This window comes from Verrucomicrobiota bacterium (assembly GCA_021413925.1).
Classification (GTDB): Bacteria; Verrucomicrobiota; Verrucomicrobiia; order Chthoniobacterales; family UBA6821; genus UBA6821.
Genome location: JAIOPL010000004.1, coordinates 33,366 through 54,726, shown reverse-complemented (window position 1 = coordinate 54,726; position 21,361 = coordinate 33,366). Strand labels below are relative to the sequence as shown.

Annotated in this window: 17 protein-coding genes; 6 read left to right on the top strand and 11 right to left on the bottom strand. The window is 57.8% G+C overall.

Translation table 11 applies throughout. From position 1 onward, the window contains the following. Positions 1-7 precede the first annotated feature (7 nt). From K8R57_02670 to K8R57_02635, 8 genes are all read right to left on the bottom strand, one after another. Entirely contained in the window at positions 8-865 is an 858-nt protein-coding gene (locus K8R57_02670; GenBank protein ID MCE9587199.1) for a hypothetical protein, read from the bottom strand. After that, entirely contained in the window at positions 862-3,912 is a 3,051-nt protein-coding gene (locus K8R57_02665) for a tetratricopeptide repeat protein (GenBank protein MCE9587198.1), read from the bottom strand. Before K8R57_02665 ends, K8R57_02670 begins: the two co-directional genes overlap by 4 nt. A 172-nt stretch (positions 3,913-4,084) precedes the next feature. Next, positions 4,085-4,639, bottom strand: coding sequence for a DUF308 domain-containing protein (locus tag K8R57_02660; protein ID MCE9587197.1), 555 nt, complete (start codon positions 4,637-4,639; stop codon positions 4,085-4,087). 78 nt (positions 4,640-4,717) lie between these two features. Next, the gene (locus K8R57_02655; GenBank protein MCE9587196.1) at positions 4,718-7,834 is read right to left on the bottom strand and encodes an efflux RND transporter permease subunit; all 3,117 of its coding nucleotides are present in this window, start codon (positions 7,832-7,834) and stop codon (positions 4,718-4,720) included. A gap of 33 nt (positions 7,835-7,867) precedes the next feature. Beyond that, positions 7,868-9,127 carry an efflux RND transporter periplasmic adaptor subunit gene (locus K8R57_02650; GenBank protein MCE9587195.1) on the bottom strand — a complete coding sequence of 420 codons (1,260 nt, stop codon included), beginning with the start codon at positions 9,125-9,127 and terminating at the stop codon, positions 7,868-7,870. Between the two features lie 63 nt (positions 9,128-9,190). Continuing rightward, positions 9,191-9,769, bottom strand: a complete 579-nt coding sequence (locus K8R57_02645) for a hypothetical protein (protein ID MCE9587194.1) — start codon at positions 9,767-9,769, stop codon at positions 9,191-9,193. 56 nt (positions 9,770-9,825) lie between these two features. Next, positions 9,826-11,928 carry a mechanosensitive ion channel family protein gene (locus tag K8R57_02640; GenBank protein ID MCE9587193.1) on the bottom strand — a complete coding sequence of 701 codons (2,103 nt, stop codon included), beginning with the start codon at positions 11,926-11,928 and terminating at the stop codon, positions 9,826-9,828. 173 nt (positions 11,929-12,101) lie between these two features. Then, the gene (locus K8R57_02635; GenBank protein ID MCE9587192.1) at positions 12,102-13,061 is read right to left on the bottom strand and encodes a hypothetical protein; all 960 of its coding nucleotides are present in this window, start codon (positions 13,059-13,061) and stop codon (positions 12,102-12,104) included. A gap of 229 nt (positions 13,062-13,290) precedes the next feature. Here K8R57_02635 and K8R57_02630 point away from each other — a divergent pair, with 229 nt between their 5' ends. Together K8R57_02630 and K8R57_02625 are read left to right on the top strand one after the other, a co-directional pair. Beyond that, entirely contained in the window at positions 13,291-14,046 is a 756-nt protein-coding gene (locus tag K8R57_02630; protein MCE9587191.1) for a DUF2092 domain-containing protein, read from the top strand. A 37-nt stretch (positions 14,047-14,083) separates the two neighbouring features. Further along, positions 14,084-14,623: a hypothetical protein gene (locus K8R57_02625; GenBank protein MCE9587190.1), complete on the top strand. Its 540-nt coding sequence runs from the start codon at positions 14,084-14,086 to the stop codon at positions 14,621-14,623. Between the two features lie 78 nt (positions 14,624-14,701). Here K8R57_02625 and K8R57_02620 read toward each other — a convergent pair whose 3' ends face one another. The 3 genes from K8R57_02620 to mqnE all read right to left on the bottom strand — a co-directional run bounded on the left by K8R57_02620 (position 14,702) and on the right by mqnE (position 16,981). Beyond that, positions 14,702-14,965 carry a hypothetical protein gene (locus K8R57_02620; GenBank protein MCE9587189.1) on the bottom strand — a complete coding sequence of 88 codons (264 nt, stop codon included), beginning with the start codon at positions 14,963-14,965 and terminating at the stop codon, positions 14,702-14,704. 118 nt (positions 14,966-15,083) lie between these two features. Then, positions 15,084-15,848, bottom strand: coding sequence for a menaquinone biosynthesis protein (locus K8R57_02615; GenBank protein ID MCE9587188.1), 765 nt, complete (start codon positions 15,846-15,848; stop codon positions 15,084-15,086). Continuing rightward, positions 15,845-16,981 (bottom strand): aminofutalosine synthase MqnE, encoded by a 1,137-nt coding sequence (mqnE, locus tag K8R57_02610; protein ID MCE9587187.1) that lies wholly within the window; start codon positions 16,979-16,981, stop codon positions 15,845-15,847. The genes K8R57_02615 and mqnE overlap by 4 nt, the downstream gene beginning before the upstream one ends. A gap of 193 nt (positions 16,982-17,174) precedes the next feature. Between mqnE and uvrB the strand changes: the two genes are divergently transcribed. From uvrB to K8R57_02590, 4 genes are read left to right on the top strand one after another with little or no spacing between them, the layout of a single operon-like run. Next, positions 17,175-19,325 carry an excinuclease ABC subunit UvrB gene (gene uvrB / locus K8R57_02605; protein ID MCE9587186.1) on the top strand — a complete coding sequence of 717 codons (2,151 nt, stop codon included), beginning with the start codon at positions 17,175-17,177 and terminating at the stop codon, positions 19,323-19,325. A 44-nt stretch (positions 19,326-19,369) separates the two neighbouring features. Then, positions 19,370-20,518, top strand: coding sequence for a DNA polymerase III subunit delta (gene holA / locus K8R57_02600; GenBank protein MCE9587185.1), 1,149 nt, complete (start codon positions 19,370-19,372; stop codon positions 20,516-20,518). Positions 20,519-20,534: 16 nt separating this feature from the next. Next, positions 20,535-20,741, top strand: coding sequence for a dodecin family protein (locus tag K8R57_02595; GenBank protein MCE9587184.1), 207 nt, complete (start codon positions 20,535-20,537; stop codon positions 20,739-20,741). Positions 20,742-20,775: 34 nt separating this feature from the next. Then, positions 20,776-21,291: a DUF5069 domain-containing protein gene (locus tag K8R57_02590; protein MCE9587183.1), complete on the top strand. Its 516-nt coding sequence runs from the start codon at positions 20,776-20,778 to the stop codon at positions 21,289-21,291. Positions 21,292-21,361: the final 70 nt, after the last annotated feature.

Here is a 21,361-nt window from a genome sequence, read left to right as displayed (position 1 = left end):
CTCCCGACTAGGGCTTGGGTAGCGCCTCGATCATTTTCTTGGCATCGGAGGCCTGCGGGGAGGCAGGATAGTTATCGACGATTTCGGTCAGGGTACGCGCGGCCCTCTTGGCGTCCTTGAGTCCCTCGTAGGCTTTGACGGCGCCGAGCAGTGCCGCCGGTTGGAGCATGGCTGGTGAGGGATAGAAGACTTTGATGGTGAGGAATGCCCTGATGGCGGCCGCGAAATCCTTCTTATCAAGGAGGGCACGTCCGAGGGCCAGTTGGGCCAGGGAGGATCCGGCATCACCTCCAATGGAGGGCAGCGCCTTGGCACCGACGACGACCGCCGCGGTGTCACCGGAGGCCAGTGGTCCGAAGAGTGCGCCCCCGCGCGCGAGAGATTCGGAGGCAGGATTGTTAATCACACCGATCTCGCGGGCGAGCGCGGCCGCGTCGGCATCCTTTGCGGAGGCGGCCAGAGCAAAGAGGCGGAGTCGCGCCATCTGCGGCCACCAGGAACCGGGAACTTCCTTGAGATCTCCCTGCTTAGCGACATAGCTCTCGGTCAGTACTAGAACTTCGGGGGCGTTTCCAGATGAGGCGGCATCGGAGGCCTTGGCAAGCTCGGGTGGCTCGACGAAGGAGACCTTGGCAATCCTGGCAATGGGCAATCCCATCTCCATCGATCCCCCTCCCGGCATGACGATCTGGATCATGATGTTGGATCCTGCCTTCCGAAGGGTGGTGTTGGCGTAGACCTGACCATCGGTCGTGGTGACATTCTCGGCCCGCAGGTCGCATGCGGTCCCGAGGAAGAGAAGGAAGAGAACTGTGAGTCTCCGGGAAAGCATGCGGCGGCGCGGCGGTGTCGTGGGGGTCATCATGGCGTGGCGGGGGCTGGGGAGGCGGCCGGTGCGGCGGACTCGGCCGAAGGTGGCGCGGCGGGAAGTCCTTCGAGTTTTTTGCGGGCCTCCTCGGCGCGCGGAATCTGGGCCAGGCGCGGTTTGGAGAGCATTTCCCGGAGATGGGCGGCGGCCTTGGCGGGCTCGCCCAGCTTGATGAAGCCATCGGCTGACTTGAGGTAGGCGGAAACCACCACGTCGGGATAACGCTGATAGGCAACGAAGACACGCTGGTAATACTGGATGGCGGCGGCGGTGTTACCCCTCTTCTCCTCCAACTCGCCGAGCGAGAGAAGCGCACGAGCCGTGATCTCTCCCCTCCACTCCTTGTTGCCGGCAACTAACTCAAAGGTCTTTTTCGCTTCGTCATATTTCCCCAAACCGAACTGTGCCTTCCCCTTCCCGTAAGTTACCTGGGCGAGCTTGGCTTCGGCGTTCGCCTTCTCAACGGCGTCGTCAAACCATCGGAGCGCATCGGAGGGTTGATTTCGCGCCAAAGAGACCTCACCCATGCCGCAGTAGGCGTATTCGAGCAGGTCGCTCTTGGGGAAAGAGGTCATGAGTTCCCTGTAAAAGGCCTCGGACTTGTCGAGCTCGCCCTTGTCCAGTGCGATTTCTCCGCACTGCGCCAGGAGCATGGCGCTGAGCTGGTCGGCTGGAAACTCGCGGTAGATGGTGGCCATAAGCTCCTTCTGCCTCTCCTGGCGCTTGGTGAAGCCGGCAAGTTCTGCCTGGGCGTAACGGAGGCGAGCCTTGGCAAGTGAGTTGGTCCCGACAGCGGCCACGTTGGTCTCATTGAGATACTTGGCAAAGTCGGCATCGGAGTCGTAAGGAGGCGTCGGAGCGGGAGTGGGGCGGGGAGCCTCGGGCTGGCCTGCCACGGGCTCGTTGGTGGCGGAGGCTGAAGAAGCCGCCACGACAGGTGAGGGCGAGCCGGATTCCCTGGCCATGAGCGGCGGACGGATGCGCTTGGAGCAGGTCTGGGCCAGTTGGGACAGGAGTTGCTCGACGGCGTCCTTCCTGCGGTCGTTGATGGTCTTGAGGATGGTCTCGGCGAGGTATTGCTTGGCCTCTTCAGCTTTGCCATCCTTGATCTTGGCCTTGGAGACCCAGTAGACGGCGGCCGTGGCCGCGGGATGATCCGGGTGGCGCGAGGCAAAGACGCTGAACATGTCGGCGATCTCGTCCCAGCGGTTGAGCTTCTGGTACTGCTTGTTGGCCTCGAAGAGGGAGTATTTGAGAACTTCCTCGGACTCACCCAACTCGACGGACTTCCGGTAAGCAGCCGCGGATTCCGCCGCCATCTCCTTGGCCGCATAGGCGTCCCCTTGGAGCGCCATGACCTCGGCCTGCATGGGTTCGCCTCCGTGCTTCCCTCTCCATTCGTCGCAGCGCTTGATGACCTCGTCGTATTTCTCGGCGGCGTTGTAGCAGAGGGCGATGCGGTACTCGGAATCCCCGGCGAACTGGGCCTGGGGGTTCTTTTTGACGAAGGCCTGGAATCCCTCGAGGGCCTTGGTGTACCCCTCCTGACCGCCGATCATGAAGTAAGAAAGCGGAAGGCGGTATTCGGCCTCCTCGGCAAACCTGCCGGTGGGGTATTTGGCGAGGTATTTTTTGTAACTCTCGATGGCCTGTTTGTATTTGTCCCTTTTCTCAGGATCGGCAGCCTGGGCGAACTGGGTGTTGCCCATCAGGAACTGCATGTCGCCGGCCAGAGGCGAACTGGCCGCGTTGTTGAGGGCGGTGGAGAAAACCGTCTCCGCCTTGGCAAAGTCCCCGGCTTCCAGAGCAACGGCCCCCTTCAGGAATCCCGCTTGGGGGGCGTATTTTCCAGAGGGGTATTCCCCCAAGTAGCGGTCGAGGGCAGGGACTGCGTCATCGGGCCTGACGAGCGAGCAGTATGCGGCGGCAATACTGAAGAGGGCATCCTCACGAATCTTGGGATCTTTTCCCCCGAGGAGATTCTCCCAGATGAGGATGGTCTCCCATTTGAGGTCGAGTTCGTCGTAGGCCTTGGCCTGACGCAACCTGATCGCCGAGGTGATATCGGGGAGCTTGGCATACTGATCCAGCGACTTCTTGAGATCCTCCATGTCCTTGGCGATGCGGGCGTTGGCGGCGTTGACCTCCATGAAGGCCTTGGGGTTGGTCTGGAGGCTGGCCTTGTTATCAGCGATCGTCTTCTCCATCGCAGCGATCCGGTCTCTCTGAAGGGAGGACACAACGTCCGCGGGCCGCACGATGGCGTACATCCGCAGAGCTTTCTGGCGTTCCCCCTTGGCAAGAAGACCATCCCCGATCCTCACGGCCAGCATGTCGAGCTGGAGAGGATTGTCGACGATGTTACTGGCCGCCTGTAACCGGTCGAGCAGCTTGAGCGCGTCGTCCAGGTTCCCCCTCTTGGCCTCGATCTCGGTCAGCGCCATGGCCGCCTGCACGGACTGGTCATCCTTGATGCCTCCGGCGAGCAGCCCTTTGAGCACCTTGACAGCGTCGTCCGTTTTCCCTGTCTCCATAAGCAGTGAGACTTGGGCGAATCTGGCACGGTCGCCTAGATCACCACCGCACTCGGCGGCCTGCGCAAGGGACTTGGCTGCCTCCTCCTTGCGGCCTGATTGTGTCTGGATCTGGGAAAGCGAGATGAGCGCCTTGCTCTTCTGCTTGCCGTTGGGAAACTCGGTGGCCACCCGCTTGAAATACTCCTCGGCCTTGGGAAGGTTCTTCTGGTTGTAGTAGGTCGCCGCCAGGGTGAAGAGCACCAGTTCGAGATTCTCCCCCTGGGGTCCCATGGCGAGCACGGCCTCGAACTTCTTGGCGGCCCCTGCAAAATCACCCGCCTGGAAGGCGGTGCCACCCTGATTAAAAATTTCCTCAGGGCCTCCACTTGGCGCGGGATCGGCCGCAAGCAGCGGTGACATTGACTGGGTCAACAATGCCAAAGCTACCACGGCACTACGTAGCGCACCTGCAGGCATGGACGGGGACTTCTTGTTAACAGGAAAGATGCTCTGTTCGGATCCAGTCATGATCAAGGGGAATAACTGTGAGAATACAGATTCCAAAAAAAAAGACATTACTTAAAAAGTCCCTCTCACAAGAACTCATGATTGGATTGACAGGTTCCAGAACCTCCGGACATACAAAAAGAAACACCTGGCAGTTGCCCGGCGTTTCACTTGAGAAGTCCGATACGAGGAATCAGGCCTTCTTCTCTGATGAGAGACCGAGACCGAGCCAACCGACGCCAGCGAAGATGAGCTCAATACCAAGGAAAAGACCAAGCATGTAAAGTCCCGTGCCGGGCCACTGGGAGATGATTAGTCCACCGAGGATGATGGAGATGACGGCACTGAAGAGAACCCAGGAGGCACCCTTGTGGTGGCGCATCTTGAAGGCAAAGAAAATACGGAAGATACCACCGATAAGGATGGCCCAACCAAGGAAGAGGGTGAAGGCGATAGCGGCCTTGAACGGATGGGCGATGAAGACATAACCGGCTACTCCGTAGGCAACAGAGACAAGAGCAAACCAGAAATGGGATTTCCAATCCCCGATCGTGAAGACCTTGATCAGATGGAAGGCGCAACCAAACATCAGGATGAATCCGATGAAGGTGGCCACGGCCGCCGTGGAAACGAGCTGATCACCCAGGGCAAAGAAGCCGAGTAGGATCATGGCGATACCGCCGGCGATCGCCCAACCGCGGGAGAGCTGAGGAACGGGAAACTGCGGGATGGGTGAAGTGTTATCCATAGAGATCCTTGTTATGCGCATCCCCTCACCTACTGGCAAGGAGTAATTCGGTGTGAGATTTTAGGAGAGACAAGCCCTTCAACCCTTCAACCCTTCAACCTTCTTCTTCTCAAACCAGGAGAAGCAAACGGGGATGACAAAGATCGCTATGAAGGTAGAAGCCAGCATTCCGCCGACCACGGTTGATCCAAGAACCCTGCGTGAGACCGCACCCGATCCCGTGGCGATTGCAAGGGGGACGCACCCGAGGATGAAGGCAAAGGCGGTCATCAGGATGGGACGGAGACGGAGCTTCGCGGCATCGAGCGCCGCATCCATGACGGGACGTCCCTTTTCCACCTCCTCCTTGGCAAATTCCACGATCAGGATGGCGTTCTTGGCCGCTAGGCCGATGAGCATGATGAGTCCGATTTGGGCGTAGACGTCGTTGTCCATCTTGCGGACAAAGAGCATCGCCACCGCACCGAAGACAGCGATCGGCGTGCAGAAGAGCACGCTCATCGGGAGCGACCAACTCTCGTACTGTGCCGCCAGAATTAGGAAGACAAAGAGGAGGGAGAGGGCGAAGATGGCTCCCGGAGGAATCCCCTCTGCCGCCTGCTTCTCCTCGAAGGACATCCCGAAGTAGTCGAAGCCCATACCGGGGGGCATTGTCGTCTTGAAGGTCTCCTCGAGCGCCTTCATCACCTGGCCGGTGCTCACGCCGGGGGCGCCGTTGATGTTGATCTGGGCGCAATCGAACATGTTGAAGCGCATCACGAATTCGGGACCAGTGATCTGCTTCACCTGCAGGAGGCTTGAGAGCGGCACCGGATCGCCGTTCTTGTTGCGCACGTAGAAGAGGGATGCACCCTTCGGATCGGTGCGGGCCGCCCCCTCCGCCTGGATGTAGCAGTAGTACTGCAGGTTGAATCGGTTGAAGTAATTGACCGGGATTCCTCCCAGGAAGGCCTGGAGTGTGGAGTACGCCTCGTGGAGGTCGACACCGAGCATCAGGCACATGGCCGGATCAATTGTCATCGAGATCTGCGGCACGGAGGGGAGGTATGTCGTCGTAACCGAGCCGACCTCCGGACGCTTCTTGATCGCCGCCATGAACTTGGCCGTATTGGTCGGCAGGAAGTTCGGGTCGGTGCCGAGACGGTCCTCGAGGATGAAGGTCGTGCCGCCAGATGTTCCGATGCCGGGGATGGCCGGCGGCGGGAAGGCGAAGTTGATCGCTCCGGGAATGGGGGCGATCTTCTGGTTGATGGTCCGCAGGAGACCGAAGGCATCCTCACCCGGCTTGGTGCGCTCTTCCCAAGGCTTGAGCGTGATGAAGTAGAAGGCGCTGTAGGTGTTCTGGACGCCGGAGAGGAGATTGAAGCCGACGATGGTCGTCACGTGCTCAACACCCGGGATCTTACTGACGATGTCGGCAACCTGCTTGGAAACAGCGTCTGTCCTCTGCTGGGAGGAGGCGTTAGGGAGCTGGGAGAAGGCGTAGAGGTAGCCGTTGTCCTCTTCCGGCACGAAGGAACCCGGGAGCTTTGATCCAAAGAATCCCGAGAGGGCGACCATGCCCGCGAGCAGGATTCCTGTCACAAAGGTCTTGCGCAGGAGGAAGCGGCAGGTGCCGAGGTATTTGTTCCGCCCTGCGTCGAAGATCCGGTTGAACCCACGGTAGAATGCTCCAAGGGGTCCCCCCACCTCCTTGCGCGGACGCAGGAGCATGGCCCCTAGGGCGGGGCTGAGACTCAGGGCGTTGAAAGTCGAGATGATGACAGAGATCGAGATCGTCAGGGCGAACTGCTGGTAGAGTCCGCCGGTGATGCCGGGCAGGAAGACCGTCGGGATGAAGACAGCGGAGAGGATGAGGGCCGTGGCCACGAGCGGGCCGGTCACCTGCTCCATCGCCTTGGCGGCGGCTTCCTTGGGCGGGAGGCCCTCCTCGATGTGGTGCTCGATCGCCTCGACCACGACGATGGCGTCGTCGACGACCAGACCGATCGCCAGCACGAGACCGAAGAGGGAGAGCGTGTTCAGCGAGAAACCGAAGAGAGGGAAGAGGGCAAAGGTGCCCACCAGCGAGACAGGCACGGCGAGGGCGGGGATCAGGGTCGCGCGCCAGTTCTGAAGGAAGACAAAGACCACGATCAGCACGAGGATCATCGCCTCGACGAGCGTCTTCTTGATGTCGTCCATGCTTGCCGTCACGGCCAGCGTGGTGTCGAGGGCCGTCTTCATCTTCAGTCCGGCCGGGAAGGTCGGGACGTAGGAGTTCATCAGCTTGCGGGCCATCTCGGCGACCTGGAGCGCATTGCTGCCGGGGAGCTGGTAGACCGCGACGATCGCGGCGGGGTGACCATTGAAGCGGCCGGCAAGGTTGTAGGTCTGGGCACCGAGCTCGACGCGGGCGACGTCCTTCACCTTAACGACCGATCCATTCTTGTCAGCGCGGATGACAATGTTGGCGAATTCCTCCTCGGTGATGAGGCGGCCCGGCGCACGGACGGTGAAGGTCATCTGCTGGCCGGGAGGAACCGGCTCCGCCCCGGTCTGTCCGGAGGGATTGACCGTGTTCTGCTGGTTGACCGCGTCGTAGACCTCCTGGGTCGTGATGTTGAAGTTGGCGAGCTTGGCCGGATCAAGCCAGAGGCGCATCGCGTAGGTCCCCGCTCCGAAGACCGTGACGCTCGCGATGCCCGTGAGACGGGTGAGCGGATTGACGATGTTGACGTAGGCGTAGTTGGCCAGGAAGACCGAGTCGTAGCGATCGTCGTCGGTATAGAGGGCGAAGCAAATCAGGGGAGAGGGAGACGTCTTGATGACGTTGATGCCCTGCTTGACCACCTGCTGGGGAAGCTGGGACTGCGCCTGCGCCTGACGGATCTGGGTCAGGATCTGGTCGGTGGTAGGGACCGTGTTGTTGGCGAAGATGACGTTGAGCTGCGACTGCCCCGAACTGGAGTTCAGGGAGTACATGTACTGCATGTTGTCGACGCCGTTGACCTGCTGCTCGATCGGGGTCGCAACCGCCTGCTTCACCGTCACCGCGTCGGCGCCGGGATAGGTGGCGGCCACCTGGATCTGGGGCGGGACGATGTTCGGGAACTGGGAGACGGGAAGGCCCAGCAGACAGACCACACCGAGGATCACCGTGATGATCGCGATGACCATGGCCACAATGGGCCGGTTGATGAAGAATTTCGCCATGACGGGCTGGTGCTGGGTGCCGGGTAATGCGGGTTACTTCTTGGCTGCGGCTCCGGCGGAGGACTGGGGATTGGCAGAGGAGGCCGCCGGGATGGTTATGGAGGCACCCTGTTCTGGGACAGGTGGGGGGGTGGATGTGGTGGCGGCCGCAGGTAATGGCGTCACCGTGCAACCGTCGGTCACCTTCTGGATGCCCTGGACGACGATCTTTTCACCCTTGGAGACACCGGAGATGATCACGGCCTCCTCACGGGTCATGAAGCTGACGTTCACATTGCGGATCGACACCTTGTTGTCGGGACCCACCACGGCGAGTTGATGGAGGTTCTGAATCGTGATGACGGAGTCAAGCGGCACCACGAGGGCATCCTTCTGAACTCCCACGGTGGCCTGCACGCGTGCGAAGAGACCGGGTCGAAGGAGTGTGCCGGGATTCGGGAAATTCCCCTCCACGGTGATCGATCCGGTCTGGGTGCTGATCTGGTTGTTGACCGCACGGAAGGTTCCCTTCTGCGGGTAGAGGGTCCCGTCGGAGAGCACCATCTGCATGCCGGCCTCGCGGTCCTCCTTCCTCTGCTCGGCGGCAGTGGAGGGGTTCTTGAGGCTTCCGGCGATTAGGCTCAGGTAGTCGTCCTGCCCGACCTGAAACACCACCTTGATCGGATCAATCGCCACGATGGTTGTGAGTGGTTGCTGGGAGGTGGGGCCGACATAGGTGCCGACCTCGTAGTTGGCGAGTCCAGCCATGCCGTCGATCGGTGCCACGATCTTGGTGAAATCCAGGTTTACCTGGGCTGACTGCACCGCGGCCTGCTTTCCGGCCACCTGGGCGACCATCGCCTGGTAATTCTGCTGCTGGTTCTGGAACTCCTGAACGCTTATCACCTTGCCGGCAAGCAGGCTCTGGGCACGGACGAAATCCTGCTGGACCTTGGTCTCCTGGGCGATGGCGGTTGCGAGATCGGCCTTGGCGCGGTCGATATCGGCCTGGAACGGAGCCGGGTCGATCTGGAAGAGCGGTTCCCCCTGCTTCACGACGCTACCTTCCGTATAGTAGCGCTGAATGATATTGCCGGAGACGTTGGGCTTCACGAGCGAGGTGACCGTGCCCTGAAGGTTGCCGATCCACTCCTTATGATTCGGCATGTCTTTCTGGATCACCGTTCCGAACGTCACGGGAACCGGGGGCCGCGGACCAGCCTCAGGCGCCTCTTTTTTGCAAGAGGAGAGAACGGAGATAAGTGCAGCCATTACCACCGTGGTAACGGCAAAGCGTGAGAGAGAGATTTTCACGAAGAAGGGACTAACAGAGAAGCTCCCAATTGACTAGCTTGCTCATAAAGAGCAGGAAAACCCTTATCTGGAAAAGGTAAGCGCACCTATTGATCCGTTCTTCCGAAGATCCGGTCCGTAGCAGAGATTCGCCGTCAACCTCCCGTACTTGGCCCCAGGCACTGAAATCAATGGCTGGGAGGAATAACCCGATCCTCCATCGTTTATTTCAAAGGAGGTTACCGTGCCGTTTTCCACAAGCGCCGTGATCACGGCCGCTTTTGTCGGCCAGAGTTGACCGGTTCCCGGTTGATAACGGTAATAATCAGAAACTGAGTCCAGTTTTTCGTTGGTGATTCCGTACTTGCCCAGAGCAGACAACAGGACCGACTTGTTCTGCTGGGCACGCCCTTGATCGGGATAACTTCCCGGGGCCACCGGATGAACCCTGTTGAAGGCCTCGCGGAAAGTCTCCGGAGCCACCCCCAAACCTCCTGCCACCAAGACAACAGGTCTCCCGTGATCGCGCGGATCGGTTTCATGACCACCGGAAATCACAACGGGAACGCGGATTACATCTGTTGGCAGGGCCCGTGCCGGACACAGGGCGATCAGTGATGCAATGACGACGCCCAAGGAAGTCAGAAGGTTTTGATGATTCATGCGAGTACCACTGAAACATCGATTCTTATGCCTCGCAGCATTTCTCACAATCCTCGCTAGGAAGGAGGAACTGGTTTGGCAATGCCATCACCAAGAATCAAGTTGGACTTTTGGGCAAGAGTCATGACATCCAGAAGCAACTGATGCCGCGCTGCGGTCTCGTCTCGGCTATTGGTCACATTGAGGTATCCGTGGAGTTCCACCTCGATTCCCGATTTACCGATGCTCGTAACGCTGACTTCGAGCTTTCGCTCGGAAAACTCCTTGTCCTCGGCCATGCGGGCACGCACCGCGCTGGTGAATGCGTTGATGTTTTCCGGAGTACCTCCCCCTGTGATGAGCAACTGCATTCTGACCAAACGCTGACGGCGCGTGCCGAGGTTGTTGATGATTGAATCCGCGAGTTTGCCGTTTGGAACGACAACGAGGCTATCCTCTGCGGTACGCACCCTCGTCGAGCGGACGCCGACCTCCTCCACCGAGCCCTCGATCTTGTCAGTCTGAATCCAATCGCCCTTCTTGAATGGGCGGTCGATTAGGAGGATGCCTGCACCGAAGAGATTGGCGAGTGTGTCTCGGGAAGCCAGTGCGAAGGCGAGGCCGCTGATGCCGAGTCCCGCCAGCATCCCCCGTGCGGGAATCCCAAGAAACCAAGCAATCCCAAGAGCCCCGGCCACAATGATGCCTATCCGAAGGGCGGTCAGGACAAAAGAAAGCAGGATGTCGTCCACCCGGTTAGCCGTGCGCGAGGTTGTTTTGGCAAATAACGCACCAAGGACCCGATGGAGATGCCATGCAACAATGCAGGCTGCAATCGTCACGAGGGATCCCAAGAACGGCACTGTGTAAGCTCGCGTCCTCTCGGGTATTCCCAGGATTCCCGGAACCGGATTCAGGAGAACGACAGCAATCAGCAGCATCAGAGAGATGAGAAACACACGGGAAGAAGAGGATCCCTCCCCCTGAAGGCGCCTCATGGCGATGCACCCCAGCGATGCAAGCAACCAGGCTATCACGAGGCCTACCGATACCGCCAAGAGAGCGGCCAAAACCTGCCATAGCTCGAAGTAGCGCAATTTCCCCAGCAAAACAGGCGCGCGTTTTGCAACAAGCCCGCGAAGGATAAAATAAGGGCTTTGGAGTTTCCTCGGGGCCAGGGAGTAGGGGGACTCGGGGAGACTCTCCGTGGCAAAAAACAGATCGGGAATCTCTCGGACGGTTTTTGCAGTGAATCGCCATGGGGCATCTGAGGAATCACCGGTGGGCGCGATGACAATCCGGTTGCTGCCGAGCACAAAAAGGACACATGGCGTCCGGTTGGCGACATCGTCGGGGAGAGATTGCAGTTGAGAGAACCCGATGCGTTTAAGAACCATGTAAAGGCACTCCGCAGCATGGATGCCATCAGTTTTTCTGAGGAACTCAGGAAAATCGCTCAGGTCCATAGTGGAGAGGGCGAGAGCATATCCCTCGGGGCCTCCCATGGTAATTCCCTTCAGGAACGATTCCACCGTCTGGCGAGGAGTATGCAGAGGGCGGAGCGGGCCCTGCGGGGCCTTCCCTCCGGACATTGAGACGAACGAGGCTTCAATCTCCTTGGGCCCAGGCATTAGGAGACGCCAGTTCCCCTCACCATCCCTCCTCATATTCAGTGACAGTACGGTCTGCGAGCCCGCCTGACTGAGTTCCACAGCCAAAGAGCCGTCTGGCGGAGCATCCGGAATCGAGGAGAGACGGAAGGTTGCCAAATCCAGAAGCCGGAACAGCTCCTTGGCCTGACGGAGTTTTTCACCGCGGGTCATGGCCGCCTGGCCACTACCGAAATCAACAGCCCTCAAGGCAGCGCCCCATGCCTCGTCGTTACTGTTTTGGGCTTGATTCCCCACCCGGATAAAAAAAGCGAGCGCCTCCCTCGGAGAATTCAGGTTCTCCAAGGGAATATCATAGGTCGCCGCAAGACGCTCTCCGGTCCACCACTCGCCGCTCTCATTGCGTCCAATGAAGGTCCGGTTGTCCTTGCCAAGGTAGAGCGCGAATTTTCCGGAGAGATCACCCGCAATCCAGCGACCCTCGAGGTTCGACCCTCTGACCTTCGCCTCGATCCGTCCCTTGTTCTGGAGAGGATAGGAACCGGTCACCACCACTCCATCCTGCTTCAAGGTGATGGGGAATTCCTCCTCCTGCGTTTGCGTTTGCCAAGTCCCTGTCCAGGGCGTGTCACCGGAAGCCCAACCAACTGACACCAAAATCCACGGAATCAGAAAAAGCAGGCTCCTGAGGCGACCCGAAGCCATGAGGCGAAACGGAGATGAAAGTGTGGTGCAACCCATGATCATCGGGCGGGGATCGTCAGGACGGGTGCTCCTGTTGATGGCGCAGCCTGCAGCCTATAAAGCTCCATCAGAAGGGCAAAGGTGTCCTTCGAAGTGACGTCGGAATTACTTATGCTGTAGTAATGCCCAGCAAATCTCACCCAGACCGAGGCGTCATTAGGGGGCAAGAAGGAGGCATGGATCGTTATCTCGGGATTCCTCTCATTCGGCCTGATCCGTTTCCGATGGATCGACGGGGTCTCGGTACTCATGGCTGCATTGAACATCACGTCCAAAAGCGAGCGGAAGACGATCCTCTTCACGGGAGTCATCTGATTTTCGGCCCTGATCTCCGTTCCCTGCTCACCCGCAATGACATCAAGCTCATCCTTGTCTTGGGCGGCTTGCAGAGACTTCAACCAGGCCTGATACCTCGGATAACTCTTGGCATCGCCACGGTTAATCATTTTTTTTCCCTCTTCGGGGATGACCTTATCGACAAGAAGATTGCCCAGCTTTTCGATCTTCCAACCCGATTTTAAAAGTAGGCAAAAGGTATCTGGGGAGATCTCGGTGAGAAATTCCTGAACGTAATTCTTCCCGTCGATCGGCGTGTAGGTGATTGTCGGCTTCGCCGAGAAATTGTATTTCAGGTCTCCGTAACCGGTAGCCACATTGGCCGATTGGGCAACCAATCCGCTAAGACCGCTGAGACCGCTGATCCCTCCATCAGCGGTAGCCGTGCTCTCGTAGGAAGCGGTGAGCGAACCCGCCTGGAGGAACGAAGGCGACTCCCTATAGTGCAGGCGCACCAAGTTCATCAGCATCTGCTGGGACTGGTTGAACTGGATAATCGAGTTGTAGGTCGTGAAATCAGATTTGATCGCGTGACTCGCTACGGCGCAACCGCCGCAAATCATTGCGAGGGCCGCAAAAAGGATGCGCGGCAAACATTGTAAATTATTTGGATCTCGTTTCATGAAAAGCACCTATCATGAGGCACACTAGATTCAAAACCAGCCACAATGGAAGGAAAGGATCCATTCACGACTCATCCAAAAGTGCTCTCATCACTGCCAAGCATGCATAAAATGGGCAAATATTTAGGTGGTAATATTTTTAGGTTTCTCTGTTTGCCAATGCAGTCTTTTAAACTGGAAGTTTCCCATCCAAGCATGACTATTCCCTCTAACTCCCTACTGATTCCTAATGAAAAAAACGCTTCTCCTCTCCCTGAGCGCACTCCTCTTGTTGTCGACCAGCTCTCTTTATGCCGAGACAAGTGCACGCATTGATCCCAATGCCGTGGCCCATCTCAAGCGCATGAGCACCACCCTCTCCAAGGCCAAGGCCTTTACCTTCCGCTCGAACAGCATCCTCGAGGTTCCGTGCGTCACCGGTCAGTTCATCACGCTCCGCTCGCTCGGCAAGGTCGCCCTTGAGCGTCCGAACAGGATGAGCCTGATCCAAGGAGGGGATGCACCCGCCTTTGAGTTTTTCTACGATGGAAGCTCCGTCTCGGCCGTTGCCCCCAAGGCAAAGGTTTACTCGACCACCAAGGCACCGGCGACCATTGACGACATGCTCGTTGGCCTCCGTCAGCAGACCGGCATCGATCTGCACTTCTCCCCCCTGCTCGTAAGTGCCCCTGAAGCCCGTCTTACCAAGAACATCCAGAGCGCTGTCGTCGTGGGGCAAACCAAGGTCAACGGCATCCTGTGCGATCATCTCGCCTTCCGCGCACCCGGCGTGAACTGGGAACTCTGGATCTCCACCGGCAAGGTCGCACTCCCCTACAGACTCGCCGCCACCTTCACTGACAGGACCAACTTCCCCCGCAAGTTCATCGAGTTCTCCCACTGGAACCTTCACCCCTGGTTCTTAGGTGATGCCTTTACTTTCCACCCTCCCTCCGGCTTCAAGGAGATCCCCTTCAAGACGGTGCTCAAGGATGCCGGACGCTAAGGAAACTATGATTTAATCCCAATTCACGAACCATCCGATGAAAACACTCCCGCACATCCTCTCGGCCTCCCTCCTTGGCATTATGGTCCTGCTCCTCGCCGCCTGCAATAACATGAACTATGCACAGCCTGCCTATGTTCCTCCTGTCGTGGCTCCCGGTTATGGCTGGGTCGGCCCCGGATACTACGGAGGATTTTATTATTCCTATCCCGCAGCCTACTATGCCAGCCCCTATTATCGTAGCGTGAGCGCCACTGTCTACTCAACGCCTTATGTCAACGCGGCCAATGCGGCCGTCTACCATGGTGCGTATAATAGCGGCGCCTACTACAATAACTATCACGGAGGCTACGGATACTCCTATGACGGTACGGGAGATGCGTATGGTGCACGGGGAGGCACCGCCTCGTGGAGCGACGGCTCGGGTAGCGCTTCGGGTGCCCGTGGGGGTTCAGCCTCCTGGAGCGATGGCAGCGGCAGCGCAACAGGTTACCGCGGCGGCTCCGCATCTTGGAGTCACGGCTCGGGTAGTGCCACGGGCTTTCGCGGCGGATCGGCCTCCTGGAGCCGGAGGTAATCGCACCTGATCAACCTCACTGCGGACCACCTTTCCCTCTCCTCTGCAGGATTCGCAGGAGCTGAAGAGAAAGATGCCTTATTTCAGAACTGCGGTCTGGGCCAAACGGATCTTCTCCACCACCGTCTTCAACGAGGGATCTTGCTGGGAAATCAGATCGAGTTTTAACCTCGCAAAGGCCCTCCTCGCCTCGATCTTAGCCTCGGGAGTTGTGGCGTTATTCACCGCATTGTTGGCCGTGATGAATTGAGGATTGCTCTGGATGACCCCCAGAGCCGATCTCATCTTCATCTTATCGCTGAAGGAGAGTTGGCTGATCACCTGCTCCCGGGACTTGTCCATGGCAGCAAGCACCTGCTGAGGAGATTGAGTCTGAGCTTGCAGTTTACAAGCTAAGGGAATCAGAAGTATCAGAATTAAGTGGGATAATAAAAGTTTCATTTTTAAATTCTATTATAATTTAGTAATAAATTATTTCCTTATGAGATTTAGTGATTTCTTTTTTCTCCAAGAACTCCCTGAAAAGTGCAAGACCGGCCTTCTCTTCATCTCCTAGATCATAGCGGATTGACTCGGTCAGATAGTGCAAGGCGAAGTCCGGATCAGGCTCGCAGATGACGATCTCGGGTCGAGAGGCCATTCCCAGCTCCTTAGCACTCCGGAGCATGTCTGATAACTCCTTTTTATAAGTATAATCAGACTTAAGTGACCACATGGCAAAGACAAATGAAAGACCTGTATGGCGGAACCACTCACCCCCAAGATCCAGGAATCGTATCTCTGAAGCAAGGGCCTCTTTCCTGTAAAGAATGGCAGGATCTCCAATCATCAAACGGGCACATTCTTTAGCTTCACCCTCTAAAGAATGGACATACTCGGGTGAGATTCCATGAAATTCCTCAAGCACAATCCGCAGGAGGGCATTAGAGGTATGGGAGGCTGGATCCAGCACCACCCTCTTGACCTCCTTGAGATCCCCCTCATAGGCCAAAACCACACTATGGACATCACCACGTGATGAGATCGAGATACCGTCAACAGCATGGGGATTCTCCTGTGTAATAACATCAATAGAAGAGAGCAGTGCGACATCTAACTCACCCACCTGAAAGGCCTCACCTAACTTAGCGGGAACCAACTTACGAATTGGAAAGGATAATCTCTCTAATAGAGGACGGGCATTAAGATAAGGAACGCAGCCTATCCGGGGACTGGGAATGCTCACGCGGGAACAGTTTCAGAAGCGGTCGCCTTCTTGGGAACGGTCGACTCGATCCTGCGGTAAAAGGTGTCTCGTTGCATCGGCTCCCTACCCGCCTCGCGGATGGCCTTCTCCATGGCCACGATGGTCTGCTGCTGGGGGGTCTTTGCTCCGGCCATATGGAAGATCTTCTCCTCCTGGATGGTGCCATGAAGGTCGTCTACCCCGTAGTTCAGGGCGATGGAGGCCAGCGGGAGCCCCAGGCTGACCCAGTAGGCGGTGATATGGTCGAAGTTATCCAGCATGAGGCGAGAGATGGCCAGATTCTTCAGTTCATCCGTGGAGCAGGCGGGCCGGATATGGGCCAGTTCCGTCGTCTCGGGGACGAAGGCAAAGGGGATGAATCCCGTGAATCCATGGGTCTCGTCCTGCAACTCACGGAGTTTCAGGAGGTGATCGATCCGGTGAGCGGCCGTCTCGACGTGTCCGTAAAGCATGGTGGCTGTGCTCCTCTGGCCCATCTTGTGCCAGGTGCGATGCACCTCGATCCACTCCTCTCCCGTCTCTTTGCCCCGGCAGATGGTGTCGCGGACTCCCTGGTCGAAGATTTCAGCCCCTCCCCCAGTCAAGGCATTGAGTCCAGCGCCCCTGAGGATCTCGAGGGTTTCCTTCAGCGGTTTCTTGAAGATTCGGTCCGAGAGATGGCGTATCTCGATTGCAGTAAAGGCCTTCAGATGAATCCCCGGTGCCGCCACCTTCATGGCTCCGAGCAGTTCCAGGTACCACGAGGAGGGAAGTGTCGGGTGTAGCCCGCCCACCATGTGAATCTCGGTCGCCCCGTTTTCCCAGGCCTCCTTGGTCTTGGCCGCCACATCAGCGATGGCCAGCTCGAAGGCGTGATCATCCCGCTTCTTGGCGCTGAAGGCGCAGAACTGGCAGTTCAGGATGCAGATATTGGAGTAGTTGATGTAGCGGTTGAAGACATAGGTCGCCACGTTCCCGTTCTTGCGCTCCCGGACGATGTTGGCCAGAGAACCAAGCCCGTTCAGATCTCGCGAAGCATAGAGTGAGAGCCCCTCCTCACCGGTGAGCCTTTCCCCGGCCTCAACCTTCCCGAGGATGGGCAGGAGGGCAGGATCGAGCAGGCGCTTGTTCATTAGACCACTCTATAACACCCCCGATCGGTTCGCCAGAATCGAATCTGTAGGAGTTTAATAGGGAAATCAGGAACTCAGGAAATGAGGGCAAGACCGAGAACGGATCCCTCTGTTGCGCTGGCCATGCTTTGAGTAGAGAATGAATGTTTCTCGGTTTCATACTTCTGACTTCATCCTTTATACTTTTCGCCAGATGTCCTTTGACCTCCGCTCCGACTACAAGCCCCAAGGAGATCAGGCGCAGGCGATCGAGAAGCTGACACGCTCGATCCGAATGGGGAACCGTCACCAGACCCTGCTGGGAGTGACCGGCTCCGGGAAGACATTCACGGCGGCCAACATTATCAAGAATCTGGATCGGCCGACGCTGATCATTTCCCACAATAAGACGCTGGCCGCCCAGCTCTACTCGGAGTTCAAGCAGTTCTTCCCCAACAACGCGGTCGAGTACTTCGTCAGCTACTTCGACTACTACCAGCCGGAGGCCTATATTCCCCGCTCGGACACCTACATCGAGAAGGACAGCTCGATTAACGAGGAGATCGAGCGACTACGCCTCTCAACCACCAGTTCCCTACTGACGCGTCGCGATGTGATCGTGGTCTCCAGCGTCTCCTGCATCTATGGCCTGGCCTCGCCGGAGGATTTCATGCAGATGGTGATGACCCTCAAGAAAGGAGACCGGATCACCCGCGAGGAGGTACTGAAGCGGATCGTCGAGATGCTCTACGAGCGGAACGAGATCGAGTTCGCCCGGGGCAAGTTCCGCGTCCGCGGCGATGTGCTCGAGATCTTCCCGGCCCAGAACGACGAGGAGGCCGTGCGGATCGAGTTCTTCGGAGACGAGGTAGACAGGATGGCCCTCTTCGATCCACTCACCGGTCGGTCCCGCGGAGACCTGACCCACCTCACCCTCTTCCCTGCGAAGCAGTTCGTGACCCCAAAGGATAAGATGCAGACGGCCATGAGGAGTATCAGGACGGAGATGGTGGAGCGGGTGGCATTCTTCGAAGAGAACGGCAAGTACCTTGAGGCACAGAGACTGAAAATGCGCACCGAGTATGATCTCGAGATGATGCAGGAGATGGGCTACTGCAACGGCATCGAGAATTACTCACGTCACCTCACCGGACGCGATCCCGGTGTCCGCCCCTACACGCTGATGGACTTCCTGCCGGAAGACACCCTCCTGATGGTGGACGAGTCCCATGCCACCCTGCCTCAGGTCGGGGGGATGTATGCGGGGGACCGGGCCCGCAAGATGACTCTGGTGGAGTACGGATTCCGTCTGCCGAGCGCGCTAGACAACCGCCCTCTGAACTTCAGCGAATTCATGCAGACGACCGGACAAGGTCTCTACATCAGCGCGACCCCGGCCCCTCTGGAACTGCGCAACAGCGTGGTAGGCAACACCGGCTTCGTGGATCTGGCTACGCTCCAGGCCCAACCCATTCCCCTCTCCCTCATCAAGCCGAATGCCGCTACTGAGGAGCTCGACACCTCCACGACTGGCTCCCAGCTTATCGTGGAGCAGATCATCCGGCCCACGGGCCTGCTCGACCCGCGCATCATGATCCGCCCTCTCAAAGGCCAGATTGACGAAACCATTGAGCTCTGCCGTTGTCGTGTGGAAATCAACGAACGGGTATTGATCACGACTCTCACCAAACGCACGGCCGAGGATCTTACCGACTATCTCAAGGATGTGGGTCTCAAGGTCCGCTATCTTCACAGCGACATCGACACCATCGAGCGGGTCGAGATCCTGCGTTCACTTCGCTCGGGGGAATTTGATATCCTAGTCGGGATCAACCTGCTCCGCGAGGGACTCGATCTCCCCGAGGTCAGCCTTGTCTGCGTCCTGGATGCCGACAAGGAGGGCTTCCTCCGCAGCCGCACCTCCCTGATCCAGACGGCGGGCCGTGCCGCCCGTCATGTGAACGGAGAGGTTGTTCTCTTTGCTGACAAGATCACCGGAAGCATCCGCGATCTTCTCGAGGTCACCGAGGATCGGCGCCGTCGTCAGATGGAGCATAACCGGAAGCACGGCATCATTCCTCACAGCGTGAAGCGCCCCGTGCAGGAGAGCCTGCGGGTCATCCTCGAGGGAGAGGACGCCGTTTCGGCGCGCGTGCAGGAGCAGCCGCTTGACGTGACCAGCCTGATCAAGGAACTGGAGGGCGAGATGAAGGAGGCCTCCAAGAAACTCGAGTACGAACGCGCCGCCCTGCTTCGCGACCAGATCATGGAGCTGAAAGGCGGAGGCGCCGTCACCACCTCCATGACCAACCGTCCTAAATCAAAAGATAAACTCACCAAGTCGAAAAAAGGATGGAGAAGATAAGTTTATACTTCAGCCTTTAGCCTTCAGACTTCAGCCTTTCTTAGATGGCCACCCGCAAATCCCCAGCCGCAGCCAAGAGCCCGAATCTGCATTTCGTGACCGGTAGTGACGAGGCGGAGGTGCGGCGTACGGCCCAAGGACTTGCCGCGAAGCTGGCTCCCGCGGATGACGGAGGTTTCGGCATTGAGGTCATCGAGGCCCCGGCCGATACCGTCGACTGTTCGATAGAGATGGTGGCAAGCACCATTCAAGGAATCCTGACTGTTCCGATGTTCGGTGAAAAGCTCGTCTGGATGAAAGGCGTCACCTTTCTGAAGGATAGCGTGCAGGGACGTTCCGAGGCTGTTCAGAATGCTTTGGAAAAACTACTGAAGTTATTGGAGGAGGGACTTCCCGGAGGCATCACCCTACTGATCAGCGCTCCCGAGCCGGACAAACGGAAATCCTTTTACAAGAAACTCTCGGAGATCGCCTTGACGACGCTCTGCGACAAACCCGATTTCGGCTTCGGGGCTACGGAGGACGATCTCATTGATTGGGTCATCGACCGCTGCCGCGATCGAGGGGTCAAAATGGATCCTCATGCCGCCGTGGTGCTGACCACCCGAGTAGGTGCAAGCTCGGGTCAACTGGATGCGGAACTGGCAAAACTCACGACGGCTGCCGGTGAGGGAGCAATCATTACCGAGACCCTTGTCCGCGATCTGGTCCCCCTCACCCGGGCCGGAGGAATCTTCGACCTGAGCGACGCTATCAACAAACGAAACCTCCCTCTCTGTCTTGATACGCTGGCTCAACTCCGCCGTCAGGGGGAAAACACGATCGGCATCCTGCTTGCGGCCATCGTCCCGACCGTGCGTAATCTTCTCGTGGCGAAGGATCTCATGGAGCGTCACAAAATGCGACCGCCCGCCCAACCCCAGTTCTTTGCCTCCGACCTGAAACGCCTTCGATCCGAGGAGACCGCCCATCTACCCCGCAAGAAGGATGGAACGCTCAATACCTACGGCATCGGACTCGCCGCGGTGAATGCCGCGCGCTTCGACCGCGATCATCTCGTCTCCGCATTTCTGGCCTGCCGTGATGCCAATGCCGCTCTTCTGCGGGGGCACGGCTCCGAGGATACACTCCTCACACAGCTACTGGTGCGCATCGTTGCAAAAAATCCTATCAATCGACAGAAGGCTGCTTAAGGAGGATAATTTCCTTATGAGCAACCACACATACAAAAAGATCGAACTCGTCGGCTCCTCTCCCATCAGCATCGAGGATGCCGTCCAGAATGCGGTGGCCAAGGCCGCCCTCTCAGAAAAGAATCTGCGATGGCTCGAAGTGGTCGAGACGCGCGCTCATCTCGAGGAGGGCAAGATTGCCCATTGGCAGGTGACCGTAAAGATCGGAGCTACTCTCGAATAAGCAGTAAGCAGTAAGCCACTAACCCTCACCCATCATGAGTTCTTATCTCTGGACACAAAAACTCCGCGAAATCTACGACAAGGCCGTCGCACTCAACAAAGAGGGAAACAGGGAACTGGATTCCTACTTCTCGCCCGAAGAAACCGCCTTTCTCACTTCGATCGGCCTGCGTCCGATAAATCTCTACGATTACGCTGAAGATATGAATGGGGCTGGCGAGCCCGATTGGAACACTGTCCTGCTTTTGGCCGCTGCCAGGCGCGATTACTTTCTCTATCATCAGCATGGCATCACCAATTCTGTAGTCACCGAGGCGGATTCACTCCCTCCAAAGCCCGAAGCGCTTGCTGGGATCCCATGGCTTCCCCGCATTATCAAGAAGGCACAATGCTTCCTCGAGGGCGGCCTCTGCCACGAAATCATGTACTGCTGCGGAGGGGATCGTCGCTTCCTGAAGGAACACGATATCCATCCGGCTGACTTCCTTAGGATCGTCTGGGCGTCGGATGGCGATCAGGAAAAAATCCTGAGCTATGTCAGAAAAGGATGAGACCTGAAACTTGAAACCTGAGTATTGTCGACTTCTCGACCACCTCCGATTCAGGTCTCAGGTCTCAGGT